This is a genomic window from Pseudomonas sp. GL_091 (genome assembly GCF_057837725.1).
Map to the genome: position 1 here is coordinate 5,533,089 of NZ_CM174451.1, position 22,472 is coordinate 5,555,560.

The following is a 22,472-nucleotide window of genomic DNA, read 5'->3' on the forward strand; positions in this document are numbered from 1 at the left end:
CCCGCAAGGGATTTGCAGCGAACCTGGAACCTGTGGTCGACACAGATCAACTGTGGGAGCGGGCTCGCTCGCGAAGACGGAGTCAAATCCAACACAAATGTCGACTGACCCAGCGCTTTCGCGAGCAAGCACGCTCCCACAGGGTTATATGTCAGGGCTCAAGACCGATGGGGAAGAACTCGCCGCCGCTCCAGACACCCAGCCAACGCTGGCCGTCGATCTCGCGACTCACTGCCAGCTCCACCAATTGATAGAACACGTTGCGATGGATCAACGCTTCAAGATTGCTGCGCACATGTACGTAAGGGGCTGGCTCTTGCGTTACCGGGTCGATGACCACGCGCATCGGATGCCCGGCACCGGCCTCGGTGAATTCATCAACGTTGGTGGTAAAGCGCAACAGCTGCGCCTCGTCCTCGCCTTCCACATCGACGGCAATCGCCACGAACGGTGCATCGTCGACCTTGATGCCGACCTTTTCGACCGGAGTGATCAGGAAATAATCATCGCCATCGCGGCGGATGATAGTGGAGAACAGCTTGACCATCGGCTTGCGCCCGATCGGCGTGCCCAGGTAATACCAGGTGCCGTCTCGGGCGATGCGCATGTCGATGTCGCCGCAGAAATCGGGATTCCACAGGTGCACCGGCGGCAAGCCTTTGGTCTTGGGGATTTGCCCCAGCAGGTCGTTGGCTTTTTGCGGGCCACTCATGGTGTTCTCCTTGAAATTACTGGTCGCTGAGCCCCAGCAGGCTGCGCGCATATTGCTCCAGCGGCGGGCCCATCAGGTCTTCGGGTTTTTTATCGTGGAACGTCAGTAAACCGCCACGACTCTTGATGGTCGCAGTATCAATCAAATACTGGGTGCTGGTCTCGATCAACATGATCTGAATCATACCGCTGTCGATGCCGAGACGATCCAGGGCCTCCTGATCCAGCCACTCGTCCGAGTTGCCGATACGGTCGTCAGACTTGGCGAAGCGAGTGTAGAGCAGATAGTGCGCACCGGCGGCACGGGCGGCGCCCATGGCCTGGTCGAGGCCTTCCGGCGTACGGGCACGGCGGACCATAGGGAAGTATTCGACGAAGCCATCGAACGCGACTTCGGCAATCACGTTGGGCCGCGGGTAAACGGCGCTACCTGGCGGCATGAAAGCGCCCTGGGCGATGTAGACGAACGAGTCCGGCTGAATGCGCAGGTTGTTTACACGATGGCTGTCACTATGGTCGAGCAATCCCGCATCGCTCATATGGTAACGAGTCCCTTCGGCCATATCGCTGACGTTCATGCAGCCACCAAGTGCCAAAACGGCCAGCAGCAAAACCAGGCTACGCATCCTATCCTCCAGAGGCCGGTGTCGGAAAACCGGCGAATGGCCGTAGGATGCAGCTTCCGCGCCAGCTCATTAACATCAGCATCTGACAGATCGCATCGCGAGCAGGCTCGCTCCCACAGGGAATTGCGTATCACCTGTGAGAGCGAGCTTGCTCGCGATTGCGCAGGATCAGCCGCCGATGATTTTCATCACGGTCGCGCCACCAGAGAACGCCACTTCCTGCTTGTCACCCAAGGCTTTCACCAGAAGCCTCTGCAAGGCCGGCAGCGCCTGGTGGCGCGGCTTGTCCAGCAGGTCGCCGATGTAATGGCGATTGCTCGACGACAGGCAGCCATGCAGCCACCCGGTAGAAGACAAACGAAGGCGCGAGCAGGTACGGCAGAAAGGCACACTTTCGTTGGCGATCACGCCGAAATGGCCTTGCCCCGGAATTTCATAGCGCACCGCTGTCGCATCGACGGGCGCGTCGGCTTGCAGATATTCGTAGCGCTCGCCGATCAGGCTCAGCAATTGCTGGAGGCTGACGAACTGTTGCAGAAAGGCATTGGAATCGTTGGCCAGGTGGCCCATGCGCATCAGCTCGATAAAGCGCAGTTCATAACCGCGCTCCAGGCAGTAGTCGAGCAGCGGCATCACTTGATCAAGGTTCTGCCCGCGCAGCGGCACCATGTTGACCTTGATCTTCATGCCGGCCGCACTGGCCTCGCTCATGCCGTTGAGCACGGTGGCCAGGTCGCCGCCCCGGGCAATGCCACGGAACGCACTGGCGTCGAGGGTATCGAGGGAAACGTTGAGGCGCCGAATGCCGGCGTTCAGCAGCAGCGGCAGTTTCTTCGCTAGCAACTGGCCATTGGTGGTCAGGCTGATGTCTTCAAGGCCCATCTGCCCGACCGCCGTCATGAACGCTTCGAGTTTCGGGCTGACCAGCGGCTCGCCACCGGTAATGCGCAGACGCTCGATGCCCGCCGCTTCAATCAGATAAGCCACGCCGCGCGCCATGGCTTCGGCCGACAATTCATCCTGCGCAGCCACCAGCCGCTTGCCGTTGGGCACGCAGTAGGTACAGGCGTAATTGCAGGCTGAGGTCAGGCTGATTCGCAAGTTGCGAAAACGCCTGCCTTGACGATCAACGATCATGGTCACTCCGGCGGAAGAATATCGGGCCACTAAAACTTGACTCAGAAATCAAGTTTTAGCAAGTCCTCTACCTGAGTATATTCCTGCGGTACTGCGCCAAGTAGCGAAATCATGGCGCAATAAGGCAACTGAATGGCTCAGCTGCTGGGAGTGTCGGTGTCGCGCTTGCGCTTGTTGCCCATGCGCACGCCGATGTCCATCAGGAACTGGAAGAAACCTTCCTGATCTTCCAGCACATTGCTCCAGAACGGCGAGTGATACAGCGCGACGGCACCGTGCACCAGCGCCCAGGATGCGCAATAGTGGAAGTAAGGTGGCACGTCTTCCAGCTTGCCTTCGCTGATCCGGCCCTTGATCAGCAGGGTCAGGCGTTCGAAGTTCGAGGCACGGATCTTGTGCAGTTCCTCGATCATCTCCGGCACCTGGTTGCCCTTGACCACTTTTTCTTCGAGGCGGTCGAACAGGCGATAGCGTTGTGGATCGCGCATGCGGAATTCGAAGTAGGCCCGGGACAGGGCTTCCTTGTCCTTGTCGACATCGGCCGAATGCAACAGAGCGTTCAAATCGCGCTCGTAGTCGAGCATCAGGCGCAGATAGATTTCCGCCTTGGATTTGAAGTGCTTGTAGATCGTGCCTTTGCCGATACCGACGGCATCAGCAATCATCTCGACGGTGACACTGTCTTCACCTTGTTCGAGGAACAGCTTGAGCGCGGTATCGAGAATTTCCTGCTCGCGGCGACGGAATTCACGGACCTTACGAGGTTCTTTATGCATAAGAAAAGGTCTGTCGGGGTCAAAATTCGAAGCCGCGTATTATGCCTAACTTACGCAAAAATGCACGGATCATCCGACCATATCTGCGCTTTCTGGTCATTCCGCGCACGTTTACAGGGTGATGAGAACTCTTCCGAAGCGCACGTATTCCAAATTTGTTTAAAAACCCGGGCCGCCAAACTGGACGAGGCGCAATCCTGATCAATACTTGAACTGTCGGCGGGGCATCTCCCCCAAGTGTCACGCCGATATTGGTACCAACGGACCGCGTGCCATTGTTTTACTCCTAATGGTCTTAACCCGGATTCACCCCCCAGAACCCGGGTTTTTTTTGCCTGCGATTTAACCTTTTACGTGTGCCAGCGGGAACAGTCGCTTGAAATTCGCCGTGGTTTGCTCGGCAAACCGCTCGTAGGGCTCACCACGCAACATTGCCAGAAATTCCGCAACTTCACGCACGTACTGCGGCAGGTTTGGCTTGCCGCGATAGGGAATCGGCGCCAGGTACGGCGAGTCGGTTTCCACCAGCAATCGGTCAGCCGGCACCTTGCTGGCCACATCGCGCAACGCGTCGGCATTGCGGAAAGTGACAATCCCGGACAGGGAAATGTAATAGCCCATGTCCAGCGCAGCCTTCGCCATCTCCCAGTCTTCGGTAAAGCAATGCAATACGCCTGCCTGGGGCAGTGCCGCTTCACGCAGCAAGTCCAGGGTATCGGCGCGGGCGCCACGGGTATGGATGATCACCGGTTTGCCGGTCTGTTGCGCAGCTTGCAGGTGCAGGCGGAAGGATTCCTGCTGCAACTCTGCAGCTTCCGGCTCGTAGTGGTAGTCGAGGCCTGTTTCGCCAATCGCCACCACCCGCGGGTGATTGAGCTCCTGCAACAGCCAGTCCAGCGCCGGCGCGGCACCCGGCTGCACATCCAGAGGGTGCACACCCACCGAGCAGTCGACGTCGTCATAACGTTCGGCCAGGGCTTTGACGTCGGCCGCATTGTCCGCGCTGACTCCGATACACAGAAAGTGCCCTACCCCGCGCTGTCGGGCAGCATCCAGGGCAGCATCCAGGGAGCCGTCGTGGGCGACCAGGTCGAGGCGATCAAGGTGACAATGGGAATCTACGAGCATAAAGGGCTGCAACTTGTATCGAATGGGTGGGACAGTCGGATGTTCTGATACTCAGAGTCTAGGCGCAGACAGTCATCGTTGGGCAGGCAACGACGCCCATTGCACCAGCAATGCCTCCAGCAACAAGGCTGGATTAAGATTGGCCTTGCTCAGGACTTTCTGCCGCTGCGCGAGGATCCAGTCCTGGATATCGAGGACTTTGCCCTGGGCGCTTTTCTGCGCCAGGTATTGCACGACCTTGCGCATATCGGTCAGGCCGAGGCCGGCTTCGTCCTGGGTCAACTGATAGCGCAGGATCAAGCTCGACCAATCGCAGAACCAATCGAACAGGCGCAACATCGGAATATTTTTCCATTCTTCGGCCAATTGCGTCGGCGACTGCTGTTGCTTGAGGAGTTTCTTCACCCCCTCCACCACTTGCATGCGCTGCTCCCGCACGCCCTGGGCCTGGAGATTGACCGCCGCCAGTGGCGAACCGGCGGCCAGCGTCAGCAGTTCGACGCGCTCTTCTTCGGAACACTCCGGCAACGCCTGGGCCAGCCACTTCAAGCTCATGGCCTCGCCCGGCAGCGGACAGGCCTGCTGCACGCAGCGACTCTTGATGGTTGGCAACAAACGGCTCGGCTGATGGCTGACCAGCAACAGAACGGTATCGCCGGACGGTTCTTCAAGGCTTTTGAGCAAGGCGTTGGCGGCGTTGATGTTCATCGACTCGGCCGGCTCGATCAGCACCACTTTGCGCCCGCCCAACTGCGCGGTCTGCACCACGAAACCGACCAGGTCGCGAACCTGATCGACCTTGATCGCCTTGTCGGCTTCTTCCGGTTCCAGGATGTAGTTATCCGGGTGACTGCCAGCCTTGAGCAGCAGGCAGGATTTGCATTCGCCGCAGGCTTCCAGCGCGTTCGGGCGCTGGCACAACAGGCTGGCCATCAAGCGCTCGGCCAGTGCCCGCTTGCCGATCCCCGCCGGGCCATGCAGCAGGTAGGCGTGCGCATGCTGGGCGCGACCGGCCAGTTGCTGCCAGAGGCTTTCCTGCCATGGGTAGGCCTCAGCCACGGCTCAACTCCAGCAGGCGCGGCAGCAAGGCATCCAGCGATTGCTGGACCTTTGCCAACGGCTGGGCAGCATCGACCAGCACATAACGCGCCGGATCCGCCTCGGCTCGCTTGAGGAAGGCACTGCGCACGGCATCGAAAAAGGTCCGGCCTTCGAGCTCGAAGCGATCCAGACGACCGCGAGCGCTGGCGCGGGCCAGACCGACCTCGACAGGCAGATCGAAAATCAGCGTCAGGTCCGGGCGCAGATCACCCTGAACGAAGGTTTCCAGGGTCGCGATGCGCTCCAGCGACAAACCGCGACCGCCGCCCTGATAGGCGTACGTCGAATCGGTAAAACGATCACACAAGACCACGGCACCGCGGGCCAGCGCCGGACGAATCACTTCGGCCAGGTGCTGGGCACGTGCCGCGAACACCAGCAGCAACTCGGTATCCGGGTTCATGACTTCGTCGACCGGGGCCAACAGCACTTCACGGATGCGCTCGGCCAACGGCGTGCCACCCGGCTCGCGGGTCAGCACCACCTCGATGCCGGCGGCGCGCAAGCGCTCGGCCAGGTATTCGCGGTTGGTGCTCTTGCCGGCGCCTTCCGGGCCTTCCAGAGTAATAAACAAGCCAGTCACAGGCAGTCCTTAGTCAGAGTCATTGCGAGCTTTTCGGTGCATTGGCATCAGAGGCCGACGTTTCAGGGGCCGGCGTCGGATCTTGCGGCAGCGCCTCGGGAGCCGTGTTCGGCGAAGCGGCCGGGATCGGCGCCTGCTCCTGCGAAGCCTTGGCCTCCTGCGTACCGTTTTGCTCAGCCTGGGTTGGCGGCAACTCGGGCGCAGTAGCGGGCGCCGGACTGGAGCGATAATCGGCGCGACGCTTGAGCTGGAACTCCTTTACAGCATTGTTGTGGGCATCCAGGTCGTCGGAGAACACATGAGTGCCGTCACCACGCGCCACGAAGTAAAGGCTATTGCCCTCCACCGGATTGAGTGCCGCATGGATGGCTTCACGACCGACCATCGAAATCGGGGTCGGCGGCAGGCCCGCATTCATGTAGGTGTTATAGGGCGTCGATTCCTTGAGATGAGCCCGGGTCAGCTTGCCGCTGTAGCGGTCGCCGAGGCCGTAGATCACCGTTGGGTCGGTCTGCAGCAGCATGCCTATCGCCATGCGGCGCACAAACACGCCGGCAATCTGCCCGCGCTCCTGCGGTACGCCGGTTTCCTTTTCCACCAGCGAAGCCATGATCAGCGCCTGGTAGGGCTCGGTGTACGGCACATCGGAAGAGCGCTGCTCCCACTCCTTGGCCAGCACTTCGTCGAGGCGGTCGTAAGCGGTTTTCAGCAGCTCGATATCGGACATGCCGCGCACGTAACGGTAGGTGTCAGGGAAAAAGCGCCCTTCCGGAAAAATCCCGGTGTGGCCGAGCTTGTCCATGACCTGGCTATCGCTCAAACCGTTGAGGCTATGATCGAGCTTTTCTTCCTTGGCCAGCGCTGCGCGGACCTGACGGAAATTCCAGCCTTCGACCAGGGTCAGGCTGTACTGAACCATTTCCCCGCGTTTCCACAGGTCGATCAGGCCTTCGACGGTCATGCCCGGTTGCAGGCGATATTCGCCACTGTGCAGGGGTTGTTTGGCGAGATTGAAGCGCCAATACACCCGCAGCCAGAACGCGTCCTTGATGACGCCATTGGCTTCGAGTCGGTAGAAGGTGCGGGTCGGCGTGGTGCCCTTGGGCACATCCAGCAATTGTTCCTGGGCAATGTTCAGCGGCTGTACCAGCGCCGAATGAATTTTCCAGGCTGAAGCACCCATCAGCAGCCCCGCCAGAACCACTCCGGTTTCCAGCAGCAGCAAGAGTTTACGTCTCACGTATCAAGCATCCAGTAGCACACGGGCAATGGTTTGGAGTTTACGGGTGAGCGGCCCAACCGGCCAGTGAAGAGCAGCATAGGCGCGCACCGGCCAGATACCATACACGCTGTTGCAGACAAAGACTTCGTCAGCCCATTGCAGCTGTTCGAGGGGGATATCGGTGATTTGCGTGGGGATTCCCAGCGACTTGGCCTGAAACATTACTTCGGCGCGCATCACGCCTGCCACGCCGCAGCGCTTGAGGTCAGCGGTGATGAGCACACCATCACGCACCAGGAACACGTTGCTGAACACGCCTTCAATCACACGACCGGCCTGATCGAGCATCAAGCCTTCGGCATGCTCGGTGTCCTGCCATTCGGCACGGGCGAGGACTTGTTCAAGACGATTCAGGTGCTTGAGGCCGGCAAGTAATGGCTGTCTGGACAATCGCGTGGTGCAAGGAAACAAACGAACACCCTGCTCGCCATGCACGGCAGGGTAAGCAACGGGTGGATTGCCTTGCAAAATGCGTCGGGCCTGAGCCGAAGGATCGGGGGCGTAACCGCGCAGACCGTCGCCACGGGTGAGGATGAGCTTGAGCACCCCGTCACCCAGCGCCGCAGCGTAGGCCAGCAACTCGCTGCGGACCAACTCATGATCAGCAGTAATTGCCAAACGCGAACAGCCGTCAGCCAGACGCGACAGATGCCGGTCCAGCAACACGGGCTGCCCTTTGCGCACGGCGATGGTCTCGAACAGACCATCGCCATAAGCCAGGCCGCGATCCTTCAGCGACAAAGCGTCAGCCGGCTGACCGTCGACCCAGCTGTCCATCAGCCTGCGAACCGGCGGAACACCAGCGAACCGTTGGTGCCGCCAAAACCGAAGGAGTTGGACACCACCACATCGATATCCATGTTGCGCGCAGTGTGCGGCACGAAATCGAGGTCGCAACCTTCGTCCGGCTCATCGAGGTTGATGGTCGGCGGCGCTACCTGGCTGTTGATCGCCAGCACGCTGAAGATCGCCTCGACCGCGCCCGCCGCACCCAGCAGGTGACCGGTCATGGACTTGGTGGAACTGACGGCCAGCTTGTAGGCGTGATCGCCGAACACCGACTTGATCGCATTGACTTCGGCCAGGTCGCCTGCGGGAGTCGAAGTGCCGTGGGCGTTGATGTACTGCACTTGATCGCCATTGATCTTGGCATCGCGCAGCGCATTGGTGACGCAGCGCGCAGCACCCGCGCCATCGGCTGGCGGCGAGGTCATGTGGTAGGCATCGCCACTGGTGCCAAAGCCGATCAGCTCGGCGTAGATGGTCGCGCCACGCGCCTTGGCGTGCTCGAGCTCTTCCAGCACCAGCGCACCGGCACCATTGGACAATACAAAGCCATCGCGGCCCTTGTCCCATGGACGGCTGGCGCGGGTCGGCTCGTCGTTGCGGGTCGACAGCGCGCGGGAGGCACCGAAGCCGCCCATGCCCAGACCGCAGGCCGCCATCTCGGCGCCGCCGGCAATCATCACGTCGGCTTCGTCGTACATGATGTTGCGGGCTGCCATGCCAATGCAGTGGGTACCGGTGGTACAGGCCGTGGCGATGGCGTAGTTAGGTCCCTGTGCCCCCAGATGGATGGACAGGAAACCGGAAATCATATTGATGATCGAGCCTGGCACGAAGAACGGAGAGATCCGTCGTGGGCCGGTCTCGTGCAGGGTGCGGGCGGTTTCTTCGATATTGGTCAGACCGCCAATACCCGAGCCCATGGCCACACCGATACGCTCACGGTTGGCGTCAGTAACTTCCAGGCCGGCATTGCGTACCGCCTGAAAACCTGCGGCCAGACCGTATTGAATGAACAGGTCGAGCTTGCGGGCTTCCTTGAGCGACAGGTATTCCTCGACATTGAAGCCCTTTACCGAGCCGCCAAAACGGGTGGAATAGGCAGAAAGGTCGGCGTGTTCGATCAGACCAATGCCACTGCGGCCAGCCAGAATGCCCTGCCAGCTGCTCGGCACATCCGTGCCCAGTGGCGACAACATACCCATACCGGTGACTACGACGCGTCTACGCGACACAGCACTCTCCTTTTTCAAATGACGACTTTGCATCAGGCCTAAAGAAAAAACCGCACGCCGTGATGGCAGTGCGGTTTTTCCATGACAGCGAGCAACGATTACAAACTATTACGCCTGGTGGCTAGTAACGTAGTCGATTGCAGCTTGTACAGTAGTGATCTTCTCGGCTTCTTCGTCAGGGATTTCGGTCTCGAATTCCTCTTCCAGAGCCATCACCAGCTCAACGGTGTCAAGGGAGTCGGCACCCAGGTCTTCAACGAAGGAAGCAGTGTTGACCACTTCTTCTTCTTTAACGCCCAGTTGCTCAGCAACGATTTTCTTGACGCGCTCTTCGATGGTGCTCATACCTTGTTTTCACTCCTAATGGACAAATTCAGGCAGCTGGCCAGTGGGTAAGTGTATAGAAAGGCTTTTCAGCTTTTCAACTGAAAGCTTCACTCCTCGAACCCGGTGACCCTCTGCCTATAAATAGATTGCAGCTTTATAACGGATTTTAGACAGCTCGTATGACATTTTTTTGAAGCAATCCGTCACATTTGAATTACATGTACATCCCGCCGTTCACCGGGATTGTAGCTCCGGTAACGTAAGCCGCACCGTCCGACGCAAGAAAAGCGACCACGGACGCGATCTCTTGAGCTTGTCCCAGACGACCCAGCGGAATCTGCGTCTGCAAGGCTTCACGCTGTGCCTCGGGCAGTTCACGGGTCATATCGGTATCGATGAACCCTGGGGCCACCGAGTTTACCGTAATCGAACGCGAACCGACTTCACGCGCCAGTGCACGGCTGAAACCTTCCAGGCCGGCCTTGGCGGCAGCGTAGTTTACTTGGCCTGCGTTGCCCATGGCACCCACAACCGAGCCAATACTGATAATTCGGCCCCAACGAGCTTTGGTCATGCCGCGCAAAACGCCCTTGGACAGGCGGAACAGACTGTTCAGATTGGTATCGACAACGTCGTGCCACTCGTCGTCTTTCATGCGCATCATCAGGTTATCGCGGGTGATACCGGCATTATTGACCAGAATCGCCGGCGCACCGAACTGCTCCTGAATGCTCGCCAGAACACTTGCCACGGACTCGTCGCTGGTGACGTTGAGCTCAAGACCGGTGCCTTGAATGCCGTTTTCTTTCAGGGTGGCGGCAATGCGCTCAGCACCCGACGCGGAGGTCGCGGTACCAACAACGATGGCGCCCTGACGACCCAGTTCCAGGGCGATGGCCTGGCCGATGCCACGACTTGCACCGGTGACCAGTGCAACTTTACCTTGCAGACTCATGCAAGCTTCTCCTGATTCAGGCCAACGCTGCACGAGCGGCAGCGAAAGCGTCTGGGGTATTGAGGTTGGATGTCGACACGCCTTCGGCGCAGCGCTTGTTCAGACCGGCCAGCACTTTGCCCGGACCGCATTCGACCAGCTGGGTCGCGCCCCTGGTGGCCAGCACCTGGACCGATTCAACCCAGCGCACTGGCTTGTAAAGCTGCTCAAGCAGATCGCGCTTGAGGGTTTCCAGATCGGCAGGCACACCAGCACTGACGTTCTGCACCACAGGAATTTGCGGGACCTGCCAGTCAATCGCGGCGATCGACTCGGCGAAACGCTCGGCCGCCGGACGCATCAGCTCGCAGTGCGACGGCACGCTGACCGGCAACGGCATGGCGCGCTTGGCACCACGCGCCTTGCAGCCTTCGATCGCGCGCTCGACGGCAGCCTTGGCACCAGCGATGACCACCTGGCCCGGCGAGTTGAAATTGACCGCACTGACCACTTCACCTTGCGCCGCTTCGGCACAGGCTGCCAGTACGTCGGCATCGTCCAGTCCGAGGATGGCGGCCATGCCGCCTTGTCCGGCCGGCACGGCTTCCTGCATCAGTAGGCCACGACGCTCGACCAGCTTCACCGCGTCGCCCAGGCTCAGACTGCCTGCCGCGACCAGTGCGCTGTATTCACCCAGGCTGTGCCCGGCAACGTAAGCCGGACGCGCACCACCTTCGGCCAGCCACAGACGCCACAGGGCGATAGAGGCGGTCAGAATGGCCGGCTGGGTTTTATCGGTTTGATTGAGTTGCTCTTCCGGCCCTTGCTGGGTCAGTGCCCACAGGTCGTAACCCAGTGCATCGGAAGCTTCTTTGAATGTTTCAAGGACAACCGGATGTTGTGCGCCCAACTCGGCGAGCATGCCGAGGGACTGCGAACCCTGTCCGGGAAAGACGAATGCGAGGGAAGCAGACATGTAACAAGCCCCTAATGATCTTGTCGTCGGAGAGTTGGCGCCCCGCTTTGGGGACGCAAGAAACTGACAGTTGGATGGCCCATCGAACCAAGCGGTCACATTTAAGCATTGTCCGACGAAAACGCCTAAAGCAACAAATCCTCCAGACGACCGTGCAGGCGCTCGGGAAGATTCTCCTGAATCTCGATCAAGGCACGCTGAATGGCACTTTGAAAACCCTGGACCCCGGCAGAACCGTGGCTTTTCACCACAATGCCCTGCAAGCCGAGAAAGCTCGCGCCGTTGTGCCGGGCAGGCGCCAGTTCAGTCTGCAGACGCTTCATCAACGGCAGCGCCAGCGCACCGACCACGCGAGAGGCCATGTTCTTTTTGAACAACGCCTCGATGCGCGCGGCAATCATGGTCGCCAGACCTTCGCTGGATTTGAGCAGGATGTTGCCGACAAAACCGTCACACACCACCACATCCGCTTCGCCACGGTACAAACCGTCGCCCTCGATAAAGCCGATGTAATTGATGCCCCGGGCGCCTTGCAACAACGTCGCTGCCAGCTTGACCTGCTGATTGCCCTTGATGTCTTCGGTGCCGATGTTCAGCAAGGCCACTCGCGGGCGCGCTATGCCCAGGGTTTCTGCGGCAACCGAACCCATGACCGCAAACTGCAACAGATGCTCGGCACTGCAATCGACGTTGGCGCCCAGGTCGAGCAATTGGCAGTAACCCTTTTGTGTCGGAATCGCCGCCACCATGGCCGGACGGTCAATGCCCGGCAGGGTCTTGAGCACGAACCGCGACAACGCCATCAGCGCCCCGGTGTTGCCGGCACTGACACAGGCCTGGACCTTGCCGTCACGCAACAACTCAAGCGCCACGCGCATCGACGAGTCAGGTTTGCCGCGCAAGGCCTGGGCCGGTTTTTCGTCCATGGTGATGACTTCGCTCGCCGGGGCAATCGACAGGCGCGCGCGATCCACAGCCGAATGGCCAGCGATCAATTCTTCAAGAAGGGAGGGTTGACCGACGAGGGTCAGGTGCAGCGAGGGCGTAGCAGACAGGCAAGCAAGGCTGGCCTGAACAATGCTGCGGGGACCGAAGTCCCCGCCCATTGCGTCAATCGCGATGACTTGAGCGGACAAGTGATTACTCGTCAGCGCCCTTGTCGATCACTTTACGGCCACGGTATACGCCTTCTGGCGATACGTGGTGACGCAGGTGAACTTCACCGGTGGTTTTTTCTACAGACAGGGTGCTAGCCTCGAGAGCGTCGTGCGAACGGCGCATGTCACGGGCAGAGCGGGATTTTTTGTTCTGCTGAACAGCCATAATTGATTAACTCCTAAACGTTTGGGTCACGCTTTAACTGCGCCAATACACTGAACGGGTTGGACCGCGTTACCTCGTCCTCGCTCGGTTCGGGCTCATCGAGACCCGCCGGCTGCTGGCATTCTTCCGGATGATGAGCAGGCACAATGGGCAAGGCGAGCAGAAGCTCCTCCTCGATCAGTGACTGCAGATCCAAAGGATCTTCGCCCAGTTCCAGCACGTCATAACCTTTCGGCAACGACTGGGTATTCGCACCCTCCTTCACCACGGCGTAACTGCATTCGCTGTGGATCGGCAGGGTGACCAGCTCAAGACAACGCTGGCAAACCATTTTGACTTCAGTGTCGATAAAGCTGTGGATGACCACAGATTTACGTTCATCTCGTTCAAAAACGAATTTAGCCTGCACCGTACCGACATTGTCGGAAAGCGGGTCGCAGAGTCTCTCCAAATCGGCCAGCAGCATTTCACCTTGAAGGGTGGTGCCACGATCAGCCAATTTGCGCGGGTCAACGTGAGGTGGAATCGGGTCATTCAACATAGGCGCAGCATTATAGGGATGCACCCGCCCATGTCAAAGGAAATTCAGCCCTGTCCGTCACTTGCAAGCCTCGCTAGAATTCGCACCTGCCTTCTGGAGATGCGCATGCTGCCTTTATTACTCGCTTCTGGCTCGGTCTATCGCCGGGAATTGCTGACCCGCCTGCAGCTGCCTTTCACTTGCAGCTCGCCGGATATCGACGAAAGCCATCGCCCGGATGAGCCCGCCATCGAGCTGGTCAAGCGCCTCGCCGAAGAGAAAGCGCGCGCCCTGGCCGACAGCCATACCGCTCATCTGATAATTGGCTCCGACCAGGTCGCAGTGCTGGGAAACCGGATTATCGGCAAGCCCCACACGTTCGAAAAAGCCCGCGAGCAACTGCTGGCCGCCAGCGGTGCCAGCGTGACGTTCCTGACCGGCCTGGCCCTGCTCAACAGCCAGACCGGGCACTGCCAGGTCGATTGTGTGCCCTTCACCGTACACATGCGCACACTCGATGCAATCCGCATCGAACGCTACCTTCACGCCGAGCAACCCTACGACTGCGCAGGCAGCTTCAAGGCCGAAGGCCTGGGGGTCAGCCTGTTTCGCAGCACAGAGGGCCCCGACGCCACCAGCCTGATCGGCCTGCCGCTGATTCGCCTGATCGACATGCTGTTGGCAGAAGGCGTGCAAATACCCTGACACTCAATACTAAAAAACCGGCCACGCACAGGCTGTGTGAAAACACGCTGATGACGGTTCCAACAAACGCCCCGACTTGTTCGGGGCGTTTGCTTTTGTGCTCACAGCAGACGAAAAAAGGCCTTTCAGCCCATCAACGCCATCATCTGGCGCACGCCTAACACGTTAATCGCTCTTTTCAGGTTGTAGGCGTTCACTGCCAAGGCCATTTCAGCTCTCGCGCCTTCAAGCTGTCGCAGCAAGAAGCGAGCATTACCAAATAACCACTGTTTAAGGTTGCCGAAGGGATGTTCGACGATGGATCTGCGGTTGACCATCATGTCGGGATGCGCCTGCATTCGCTGCTCCATTCGCTCGAATGCCTTTTCGTGCAGATGGCGTGAGAGGTATCGGCGCTGGGCTTCGGTGCATTGCGCTTTTAACGGGCAGCTTGCACAGTCGCTGAGCGCCGACTGGTAGATCCGGCCTTTGTTGCTGATCTGTTTAAAGATCAGCCATTTTCCGGCAGGGCATTGATATCGATCTTGCGACGCATCGTAGGCAAATGCTGTTCGATCGAAAAGTGCCTGTTCCTTGCCGCAGGAGTTGAGTGATCGCGCCACAGGCACATAAGCGGTGATGTTCTCATCCTCACATGCCTGGAACTGCTTGCCATTGGAGTAGCCCGCATCTGCAGTGACCGTCAGTTCATCTTGCGAAAGTTGTTCCTTGGCGGCCTTGGCCATCGGTTCAAGTTGCTTGCGATCATCGCTGTCCTGAGTCACTTCATGGTGCACGATCATGCAGTTCTCAGCGTCCACGGCTGTCTGTACGTTGTACCCGACCCGAGGCCCTTTGTGCGTTCGCAGCATTCGCGCATCGCTTTCGTGGGTATTGAATTGCTCAAGCTCCATCGATTTCATCAGCGCCTGGCACGTCAAGTTATTGGAATGCCTGACTTCAAGTTGCGTCAAAGTCGTTCTGATCGCACTACGGTTAATCTTTTCGCCGGCTTCGGTTTTATCTGCCTCGTCCAGCTCTGCCAAATATTGGGCGATGCGCTTCTCCAGCTTCTGCTCTTGATGTTGGAGCCGCTTCAAATTCGTATGACGCCGTGAAGAGGCGACCGCCTGAAACTTGCTGCCATCAATGGCCACCAACTCGCCGGTTATCAAACCCGCCGTGCGGCAAAACTGGACGAAGGCCCGGCACGTCGCGATGAAAGCGGGTTTGTTGTCTTTACGAAAGTCGGCGATGGTCTTGAAATCGGGCTTGAGTCGATTGATCAGCCACATCACTTCGATATTGCGCTGACACTCGGCTTCGAGGCGCCGTGATGAACGGATCCGCTGGAAATAACCGTAGAGGTAGAGTTTTAGCTGATCGGCTGGATCGTAAGAGGGCCGGCCGGTACTTTTAGGAAGTGCTTTATCAAAGCCCAGTCGCGCCAGATCCAGCTTGGCGACGTAAAGGTCGATAACGCGAACGAGGTGATCCTCGGGGATCAACTCTTCCAGCGAGACCGGAAATAGGCTGGTCTGACTGCGGGACTGTCCCTGGATGTAGGCCATAACGAAAAATGCTCCGTATCTTTCGATACGAAGCATTTTCTTTGAGTGCCGCGCAGATTGCTAGGTTTTCACACAGCCTGACGCAGGCCGGTTTTTCATGCCACTTCAGAATCAACGCAACGACGGACCGTTAAATCCCATCCACATCGCCAAATGCTCAGCCACGCTGGCACCGAGTTTTTTCGAGAAGCGATCGAATGGCGACTCCTGAACGGTAAAGTCCACCAGCTCTTTCTCGCCGATCACATCCCGCGCAACCGAACTGGCATTACCCAGCCCATCGATCAACCCCAGTGGCAGCGCCTGCTCGCCGGACCAGACCAGACCGGAGAACAGCTCCGGATGATCCTTGTCCTTCAGGCGATCGCCGCGCCCCTGCTTGACGCTGCTGATGAACTGCTTGTGGGTCGTATCGAGCACACCCTGCCAGAAGGCGGTTTCTTCCGGCTTCTGTGGCTGGAACGGATCGAGGAACGACTTGTGCTCGCCAGAGGTGTAGGTGCGACGCTCGACGCCCAGCTTCTCCATGGTGCCGACAAAACCATAACCGGCTGCCGTCACACCGATGGAGCCGACCAGGCTCGCCTTGTCGGCGTAGATCTGATCTGCCGCGCTGGCGATGTAGTAAGCGCCGGAAGCCCCCAAGTCGGAAATGACCGCATACAGCTTGGTGTCCGGGTGCAGGCCGCGCAGGCGACGGATCTCGTCATAGACATAACCCGACTGCACCGGACTGCCGCCCGGGCTGTTGATGCGCAGGATGACACCCTTGACCTTCTTGTCCTCGAAAGCCGCGCGCAGGCTGCCAACGATATTGTCTGCGCTGGCCGGCTCCTTGTCGGCAATCATGCCTGTCACATCGATCAACGCCGTGTAATTGGCACTGAGGGTAGCTGCCTTCTCCATATCCATCAGCGGCGAAAACAGGGCAATTGCGCCGAACAGATACACAAAAGTCAGTGATTTGAAGAATATCCCCCAGCGACGGGACCGGCGCTGCTCCTGCACGCCGGCCAGCAGCGTCTTTTCCAGCAGCTTCCAGCTCTTGTCGTCACCGCTCTCTGCGCTCGCCTTGGCGGGCGCCTTCCATTCGTCGGTCATGCCATCCACCCCAAATACAACCGGTTAAGCCCGCTGACTCAGCCAGGCATGCAATTCTGAAAAGCGGTCGATGGCCAGTCGCGGCTCATACAACTTCAACGCATCGATCGATTGGGCGCCATAACTGACGGCCACCGAGCCCATGCCGGCGTTGCGCGCCATCTGCAAATCAAAGGACGAATCACCGACCATCAACGCCTGCTCCGGGCGAACCTCGCAATGCGCGAGAATCTGCTCGAGCATCAGCGGATGGGGCTTGCTGGCGGTCTCGTCGGCGGCGCGAGTGATATCGAAGTAATTCTCCCAGCCATGGGACTTCAACACCCGATCCAGCCCGCGACGGGCCTTGCCGGTCGCCACAGCCAGATGATAGCCCTCGGCACGAAACGCCTCGAGAGACTCGACCACACCTTCGAACAGCGGCGAAGGCACAGCCTCCGACGCAATGTAATGCTCAGCATAGTGCTCGCGGAACGCGATCAGCTCGGCGTCGCCGATTTCGGGGTACAGGGTGCGGATCGCTTCCGGCAAGCCCAGGCCGATGATGCCCTTGACGGCCAGATCATCGCGCAGCTCAAAACCGGAACGCTGGGAGGCAACGTGCATCGCCTCGACAATCCGACCAATGGAGTCGGCCAGGGTGCCGTCCCAATCAAAGATCAGCAGCTTGTAATCAGATGGGCGCACTCAATCGCTCCACGGTTTTGGCCCACATCTCGTCGACCGGCGCTTGCAGCTTCAGTTCACCACCATCGGGAAGCGGCACGGTCAGCATGTAGGCGTGCAGGAACAGGCGCTTGCCGCCCAGATCGCGGATTTCCTTACTGAAATCGTCATCGCCGTACTTGGTGTCGCCGGCAATGCAGTGCCCGGCGTGCAATGTGTGGACGCGGATCTGGTGAGTGCGGCCGGTGATCGGCTTGGCTTCAATCAGGGTGGCAAAGTCGCCAAAGCGACGCAGGACCTTGAACACGGTCACAGACTCCTTGCCCTCCTCCTCGTCGACCTCGACCATACGCTCACCGGAGCGCAGATTGCTCTTACCGAGCGACGCTCGAACTTGCTTGATCGAGGATGCCCAGTTACCGCGAACCAGCGCCATATAGCGCTTATCAACGCCATCACCGCGCAAGGCTGTGTGCAAGTGACGCAGCATGCTGCGCTTCTTGGCGATCATCAGCAGGCCGGAGGTGTCACGGTCGAGACGATGAACCAGTTCGAGTTCCTTGCAATCGGGACGCAACTGACGAAAGGCTTCGATGACTCCGTAATTCAAGCCGCTGCCGCCGTGAACGGCGATGCCGCAAGGCTTGTTGATCACGATCAGCGCCTTGTCTTCGAAGACAATCGAGGCCTCGAGTCGCTGCAGCAGGCCTTGTGCCAGTGGCACGGGCTCGTCGCGCTCAGGCACACGAACCGGCGGCACGCGCACGATATCGCCCGCCTGCAGCTTGTACTCGGGCTTGATCCGACCTTTGTTCACGCGCACTTCGCCCTTGCGCAAAATGCGGTAAATCAAGGTCTTGGGCACGCCTTTGAGTCGGGCGAGAAGGAAATTATCAATACGTTGGCCGGCATATTCCGGCGAGACCTCAAGCAGTTGTACGCCTGGAGTCGGGGGGGTAGTCGTCGTCATGCCGCGGATGATAACAATTTTTTATGGAATTGAAGCACTTAATCATTACTGCTATAGTCGCGAACGTCGCCAAAAGCGGCCTGGACAGCGGACCAACGGTCAAAAACCGGCCCTGACCAACGCAATTCACCAGGACGCGAGGCCGTCCTACGGGGCTTTCGCTACGTAACGGTGGAGTTTGCAGGTGTAACGAGCGCAGGTGACATGAGGCCTGAATCACGCCACAAAGCAGAGTTTCTCACTCGTTTTGCGAGCCATATTCACGGCCAGTTCACAAAGTGCAGTCAGTTGCGAATGACCCCGAGCGAAGGCATCGGAAACAACGCCTAAATTAGCCATGATGCGTGACCTCCCCTATCGGAGCTCACGGTAAATGCCAACCCGCTGCGGATTCTGCGCGCGGCAGCACCCGAATTATCAGGGATACGTGTAGGGTGGAGATGCACAACCGCCGGACTGTGTAGCAACAGGCTTTCTCAAGACGCTTCATCTCGTCCACAGCCGCTGGTTGATTCCTCCTCCTGACTGAGTGCTTAAGTAGCCACAGCAAGCAGGACGCGTACGTCGCGATGAAGGCCCACATTGGCCGGACTTCGCTGGACACGGGAAATGGCCAACCACTCCCGACGCACCTGACACCGACCGTGAGAAGTCGTGTGTGCCGAACGCCGTTTCCGGCAGCCCGGAAACCGACGGTACTACATGAAAAGAATGCTGATTAACGCAACTCAACCCGAAGAGTTGCGTGTTGCACTGGTAGATGGCCAGCGCCTCTACGACCTGGACATCGAATCCGGTGCACGCGAGCAGAAGAAGGCCAACATCTATAAAGGCCGGATTACTCGCATCGAACCAAGCCTCGAGGCTGCCTTTGTCGATTTCGGCTCTGAGCGCCACGGCTTCCTGCCCCTCAAAGAAATCTCCCGCGAATACTTCAAGAAAGCCCCGGAAGGTCGCGTCAACATCAAGGACGTCCTGAGCGAAGGCCAGGAAGTCATCGTTCAGGTCGAAAAAGAAGAACGTGGCAACAAGGGCGCCGCCCTGACCACCTTCATCAGCCTGGCCGGTCGTTACCTGGTGCTGATGCCGAACAACCCGCGTGCCGGCGGTATCTCCCGTCGCATCGAAGGCGAAGAGCGCAATGAACTGCGTGAAGCGCTGAACGGCCTGGTTGCCCCGGCCGACATGGGCCTGATCGTGCGCACTGCCGGCCTGGGCCGCAGCAGCGAAGAAATGCAGTGGGACCTCGACTACCTGCTGCAACTCTGGACCGCTATCAAGGAAGCCTCGCTGGATCGTTCCGCGCCGTTCCTGATCTATCAGGAAAGCAACGTGATCATCCGCGCGATCCGCGACTACCTGCGCCAGGACATCGGCGAAGTGCTGATCGACAGCGTTGAAGCCCAGGACGAAGCCCTGACCTTCATCCGCCAGGTGATGCCGCAGTACGCCAGCAAGATCAAACTGTACGAAGACAGCGTTCCGCTGTTCAACCGCTTCCAGATCGAAAGCCAGATCGAAACCGCCTTCCAGCGCGTTGTCGAACTGCCTTCCGGCGGCTCCATCGTTATCGATCCGACCGAAGCCCTGGTGTCCATCGACATCAACTCGGCGCGCGCCACCAAAGGCAGCGACATCGAAGAAACCGCACTGCAAACCAACCTTGAAGCGGCTGAGGAAATCGCCCGTCAGTTGCGCCTGCGCGACATCGGCGGCCTGATCGTCATCGACTTCATCGACATGACCCCTGCCAAGAACCAGCGCGCCGTGGAAGAGAAAGTCCGCGAATGCCTGGAAGCCGACCGCGCTCGCGTGCAAGTCGGTCGCATTTCGCGCTTCGGCCTGCTGGAAATGTCCCGTCAGCGCCTGCGTCCATCCCTGGGCGAAAGCAGCGGCATCGTCTGCCCGCGTTGCAACGGCACCGGCATCATCCGTGACGTTGAATCGCTGTCCCTGGCGATCCTGCGCCTGATCGAAGAAGAAGCCCTGAAAGACCGTACCGCCGAAGTTCGTGCACAAGTGCCGATCCCGGTGGCCGCGTTCCTGCTCAACGAAAAACGCAACTCGATCACCAAGATCGAACTGCGCACCCGCGCCCGCATCGTCATCCTGCCGAACGATCACCTCGAAACGCCACATTTCGAAGTGCAGCGCCTGCGTGACGACAGCCCGGAAGCCGCGACCAACCAGTCCAGCTACGAAATCGCCGCTGCCGCTGCCGAAGTCGAAGAAGTCCAGCCAGCCGCTGCGACCCGCACCCTGGTTCGCCAGGAAGCAGCGGTCAAGACGGCGCCGGCCCGTGCCAACGCTCCGGTTCCGACCGAAGTGGCCGCTCCAGCCCCTGCCCCGGTCGCCGTACCGGAGCCAAGCCTGTTCAAAGGCCTGGTGAAATCGCTGGTCAGCCTGTTCGCCACCAAGGAAGAGCCTGTCGCGCCGGTTGTGGTTGAAAAGCCTGCCGCCGAGCGTCCGGCCCGCAACGAAGAGCGTCGCAACGGTCGCCAGCAAAGCCGCAACCGTAACGTTCGCCGCGATGAAGAGCGCAAACCCCGCGAAGAACGTGCACCGCGTGAAGAACGCGCACCGCGTGAAGAGCGTCAGCCACGGGAAGTGCGCGAACCTCGCGAGACCCGCGAAGAAACTCCGGCAGTAGCCCGCGAAGAACGCGCACCACGCGCTCCTCGTGAAGAACGCGCACCGCGCGCTCCGCGTGAAGATCGCAAGCCACGTGGCGAGCGTGAAGAACGCGTTCGTGAACTGCGCGAGCCTCTGGATGCCGCTCCGACTACTCCGGCTGCTCCGGCTGCTCCGGCCGCCGCTGCTACCGCAGAAGAGCGTCCAGTTCGCCAGCCACGTGAAGAACGCGCTCCACGCCCACCGCGTGAAGAACGTCAGCCACGTGCCGAACAAGCTGCCGCAGCCGCAACTGAAGAAGAACTGGTCACCAACGAAGAGCAACTGCAGGAAGACGGTCAGGAAAGCGCCGAAGGCGATCGTCCACGCCGCCGCTCCCGTGGTCAGCGTCGTCGCAGCAACCGTCGCGAGCGTCAGCGTGACGCCAACGGCAACGTGATCGAAGGTTCGGAAGAGTCCGAGTCTGGCGAAAACGCTGAAGCACCAAGCGTTGCCGATCTGGCCGCCGGCCTGGCTGTCACCGCAGCCGTTGCCAGCAGCGTGATCAGCGCTCCAGCCGAAGCTGAAGCCAATGTGCAAGCCGAACGCGCCACTGCCGCAACCCTGGAAGCAGCTCCGGTTGAAGCGCCAGTCGTTGAAGCGACCACACCGGTCGAAATCACCGCCTCGCCGGAAATCGAAGTGGCGCCAGCGCCAGAAGCTCAGCCTGCTGTTGAAGCGGCTGCCGAGCCAGCGCCAGTGGTAGAAGCACCTACCCAGGCTGCAGAAGCGGTTGTTGAGACCGTGACTGAAACCGTGCGTGAAGTTCGCGAAGAGCAAACCGCATTCAACTGGGTTGCCGAGCCAGCCGTCGCTGAAGCCGCTGCACCTGCCGCAGAAACCCCAGTGGCTGAAGCCATGGTTTCCGAGCCGGCGGTTGCCGCTGCAGAACCGGTTCCAGCACAAATGGTTGAAGCGCCTGTCGTTGAAGCACCGGTCGTTGCCGAAGCACCTGCTCCGGTAGTCGAAGCTGCTCCTGCCAGCGCCCTGACGCCAAGTGGCCGTGCGCCTAACGACCCGCGTGAAGTGCGTCGTCGCAAGCGCGAAGCCGAGCGTCTGCAGAAGGAAGCTGAACTGGCTGCCGCTGCTGCTCCGGCTGAAGCGGTTGTCGCTGCCGAGCCTGCACCGGTTGTTGCTGAAGTGGTTGAGGCAGCGCCTGCCCCGGCCGCTGAAGTGGCTGCCGAGCCGGTTGAGTCGGTGATCCACGAAGCGCCCCGCTCCGTTCAGGAAGCGGTAGAGCAACACGAGCAAGCCCAGGAAAAAGAACACGAGCCTAAACCTCTCGTCTGATTCCATCGGCCACTAAAAAGCCCCGCCTGGTGATCCCAGGCGGGGCTTTTTTTATGTCCGGACTTCACAGCAATC

Annotated in this window: 22 protein-coding genes; 2 read left to right on the top strand and 20 right to left on the bottom strand. The window is 59.5% G+C overall.

Annotated elements, in window-relative coordinates:
• Window positions 1-151 precede the first annotated feature (151 nt).
• The 16 genes from AC3ITY_RS25070 to AC3ITY_RS25145 all read right to left on the bottom strand — a co-directional run bounded on the left by AC3ITY_RS25070 (window position 152) and on the right by AC3ITY_RS25145 (window position 13,466).
• Window positions 152-712: a DUF1285 domain-containing protein gene (locus AC3ITY_RS25070; RefSeq protein ID WP_489305638.1), complete on the bottom strand. Its 561-nt coding sequence runs from the start codon at window positions 710-712 to the stop codon at window positions 152-154.
• A 16-nt stretch (window positions 713-728) separates the two neighbouring features.
• Window positions 729-1,337: a DUF4823 domain-containing protein gene (locus tag AC3ITY_RS25075; protein ID WP_489305639.1), complete on the bottom strand. Its 609-nt coding sequence runs from the start codon at window positions 1,335-1,337 to the stop codon at window positions 729-731.
• A 168-nt stretch (window positions 1,338-1,505) separates the two neighbouring features.
• Window positions 1,506-2,474, bottom strand: a complete 969-nt coding sequence (locus AC3ITY_RS25080) for a GTP 3',8-cyclase MoaA (protein WP_489305640.1) — start codon at window positions 2,472-2,474, stop codon at window positions 1,506-1,508.
• A 137-nt stretch (window positions 2,475-2,611) separates the two neighbouring features.
• Window positions 2,612-3,250 carry a TetR/AcrR family transcriptional regulator gene (locus AC3ITY_RS25085; RefSeq protein ID WP_007997056.1) on the bottom strand — a complete coding sequence of 213 codons (639 nt, stop codon included), beginning with the start codon at window positions 3,248-3,250 and terminating at the stop codon, window positions 2,612-2,614.
• Between the two features lie 342 nt (window positions 3,251-3,592).
• On the bottom strand, window positions 3,593-4,378 hold the full coding sequence (locus tag AC3ITY_RS25090) for a TatD family hydrolase (protein WP_489305641.1): 786 nt from the start codon (window positions 4,376-4,378) through the stop codon (window positions 3,593-3,595).
• 72 nt (window positions 4,379-4,450) lie between these two features.
• Window positions 4,451-5,437: a DNA polymerase III subunit delta' gene (locus AC3ITY_RS25095; protein WP_489305643.1), complete on the bottom strand. Its 987-nt coding sequence runs from the start codon at window positions 5,435-5,437 to the stop codon at window positions 4,451-4,453.
• On the bottom strand, window positions 5,430-6,062 hold the full coding sequence (gene tmk / locus AC3ITY_RS25100; protein WP_151214585.1) for a dTMP kinase: 633 nt from the start codon (window positions 6,060-6,062) through the stop codon (window positions 5,430-5,432). The genes AC3ITY_RS25095 and tmk overlap by 8 nt, the downstream gene beginning before the upstream one ends.
• A gap of 19 nt (window positions 6,063-6,081) precedes the next feature.
• A complete protein-coding gene (gene mltG, locus AC3ITY_RS25105; RefSeq protein WP_489305645.1) occupies window positions 6,082-7,302 on the bottom strand; it encodes an endolytic transglycosylase MltG in 1,221 nt (406 codons plus the stop codon).
• A gap of 3 nt (window positions 7,303-7,305) precedes the next feature.
• Window positions 7,306-8,121, bottom strand: a complete 816-nt coding sequence (gene pabC / locus AC3ITY_RS25110; RefSeq protein WP_489305646.1) for an aminodeoxychorismate lyase — start codon at window positions 8,119-8,121, stop codon at window positions 7,306-7,308.
• The gene (gene fabF / locus AC3ITY_RS25115; RefSeq protein ID WP_489305647.1) at window positions 8,121-9,365 is read right to left on the bottom strand and encodes a beta-ketoacyl-ACP synthase II; all 1,245 of its coding nucleotides are present in this window, start codon (window positions 9,363-9,365) and stop codon (window positions 8,121-8,123) included. The genes pabC and fabF overlap by 1 nt, the downstream gene beginning before the upstream one ends.
• Window positions 9,366-9,473: 108 nt before the next feature.
• Window positions 9,474-9,710 (bottom strand): acyl carrier protein, encoded by a 237-nt coding sequence (gene acpP, locus AC3ITY_RS25120; protein WP_003175607.1) that lies wholly within the window; start codon window positions 9,708-9,710, stop codon window positions 9,474-9,476.
• Window positions 9,711-9,906: 196 nt separating this feature from the next.
• Window positions 9,907-10,647 carry a 3-oxoacyl-ACP reductase FabG gene (gene fabG / locus AC3ITY_RS25125; RefSeq protein WP_007987168.1) on the bottom strand — a complete coding sequence of 247 codons (741 nt, stop codon included), beginning with the start codon at window positions 10,645-10,647 and terminating at the stop codon, window positions 9,907-9,909.
• Between the two features lie 16 nt (window positions 10,648-10,663).
• Window positions 10,664-11,602 (bottom strand): ACP S-malonyltransferase, encoded by a 939-nt coding sequence (gene fabD, locus AC3ITY_RS25130; protein ID WP_489305649.1) that lies wholly within the window; start codon window positions 11,600-11,602, stop codon window positions 10,664-10,666.
• Between the two features lie 125 nt (window positions 11,603-11,727).
• Window positions 11,728-12,738 carry a phosphate acyltransferase PlsX gene (plsX, locus tag AC3ITY_RS25135; RefSeq protein WP_489305650.1) on the bottom strand — a complete coding sequence of 337 codons (1,011 nt, stop codon included), beginning with the start codon at window positions 12,736-12,738 and terminating at the stop codon, window positions 11,728-11,730.
• 4 nt (window positions 12,739-12,742) lie between these two features.
• On the bottom strand, window positions 12,743-12,925 hold the full coding sequence (gene rpmF, locus AC3ITY_RS25140) for a 50S ribosomal protein L32 (RefSeq protein WP_003179396.1): 183 nt from the start codon (window positions 12,923-12,925) through the stop codon (window positions 12,743-12,745).
• Between the two features lie 13 nt (window positions 12,926-12,938).
• Window positions 12,939-13,466, bottom strand: a complete 528-nt coding sequence (locus AC3ITY_RS25145; RefSeq protein ID WP_008050439.1) for a YceD family protein — start codon at window positions 13,464-13,466, stop codon at window positions 12,939-12,941.
• A gap of 105 nt (window positions 13,467-13,571) precedes the next feature.
• On the opposite strand from AC3ITY_RS25145, the gene AC3ITY_RS25150 reads away from it, so the two are divergent.
• Entirely contained in the window at window positions 13,572-14,150 is a 579-nt protein-coding gene (locus AC3ITY_RS25150) for a Maf family protein (protein WP_489305652.1), read from the top strand.
• A gap of 125 nt (window positions 14,151-14,275) precedes the next feature.
• On the opposite strand, the gene AC3ITY_RS25155 is transcribed toward AC3ITY_RS25150, so the two are convergent.
• The 4 genes from AC3ITY_RS25155 to rluC all read right to left on the bottom strand — a co-directional run bounded on the left by AC3ITY_RS25155 (window position 14,276) and on the right by rluC (window position 18,437).
• Window positions 14,276-15,700: an IS1182 family transposase gene (locus AC3ITY_RS25155; RefSeq protein WP_489305654.1), complete on the bottom strand. Its 1,425-nt coding sequence runs from the start codon at window positions 15,698-15,700 to the stop codon at window positions 14,276-14,278.
• 111 nt (window positions 15,701-15,811) lie between these two features.
• Window positions 15,812-16,801, bottom strand: coding sequence for a S49 family peptidase (locus tag AC3ITY_RS25160; RefSeq protein ID WP_223456172.1), 990 nt, complete (start codon window positions 16,799-16,801; stop codon window positions 15,812-15,814).
• Between the two features lie 24 nt (window positions 16,802-16,825).
• Window positions 16,826-17,488: an HAD-IA family hydrolase gene (locus AC3ITY_RS25165; RefSeq protein WP_489305655.1), complete on the bottom strand. Its 663-nt coding sequence runs from the start codon at window positions 17,486-17,488 to the stop codon at window positions 16,826-16,828.
• A complete protein-coding gene (gene rluC / locus AC3ITY_RS25170) occupies window positions 17,475-18,437 on the bottom strand; it encodes a 23S rRNA pseudouridine(955/2504/2580) synthase RluC (RefSeq protein WP_151214580.1) in 963 nt (320 codons plus the stop codon). The genes AC3ITY_RS25165 and rluC overlap by 14 nt, the downstream gene beginning before the upstream one ends.
• 702 nt (window positions 18,438-19,139) lie before the next feature.
• On the opposite strand from rluC, the gene rne reads away from it, so the two are divergent.
• On the top strand, window positions 19,140-22,397 hold the full coding sequence (gene rne / locus AC3ITY_RS25175; RefSeq protein WP_489305657.1) for a ribonuclease E: 3,258 nt from the start codon (window positions 19,140-19,142) through the stop codon (window positions 22,395-22,397).
• Window positions 22,398-22,472: the final 75 nt, after the last annotated feature.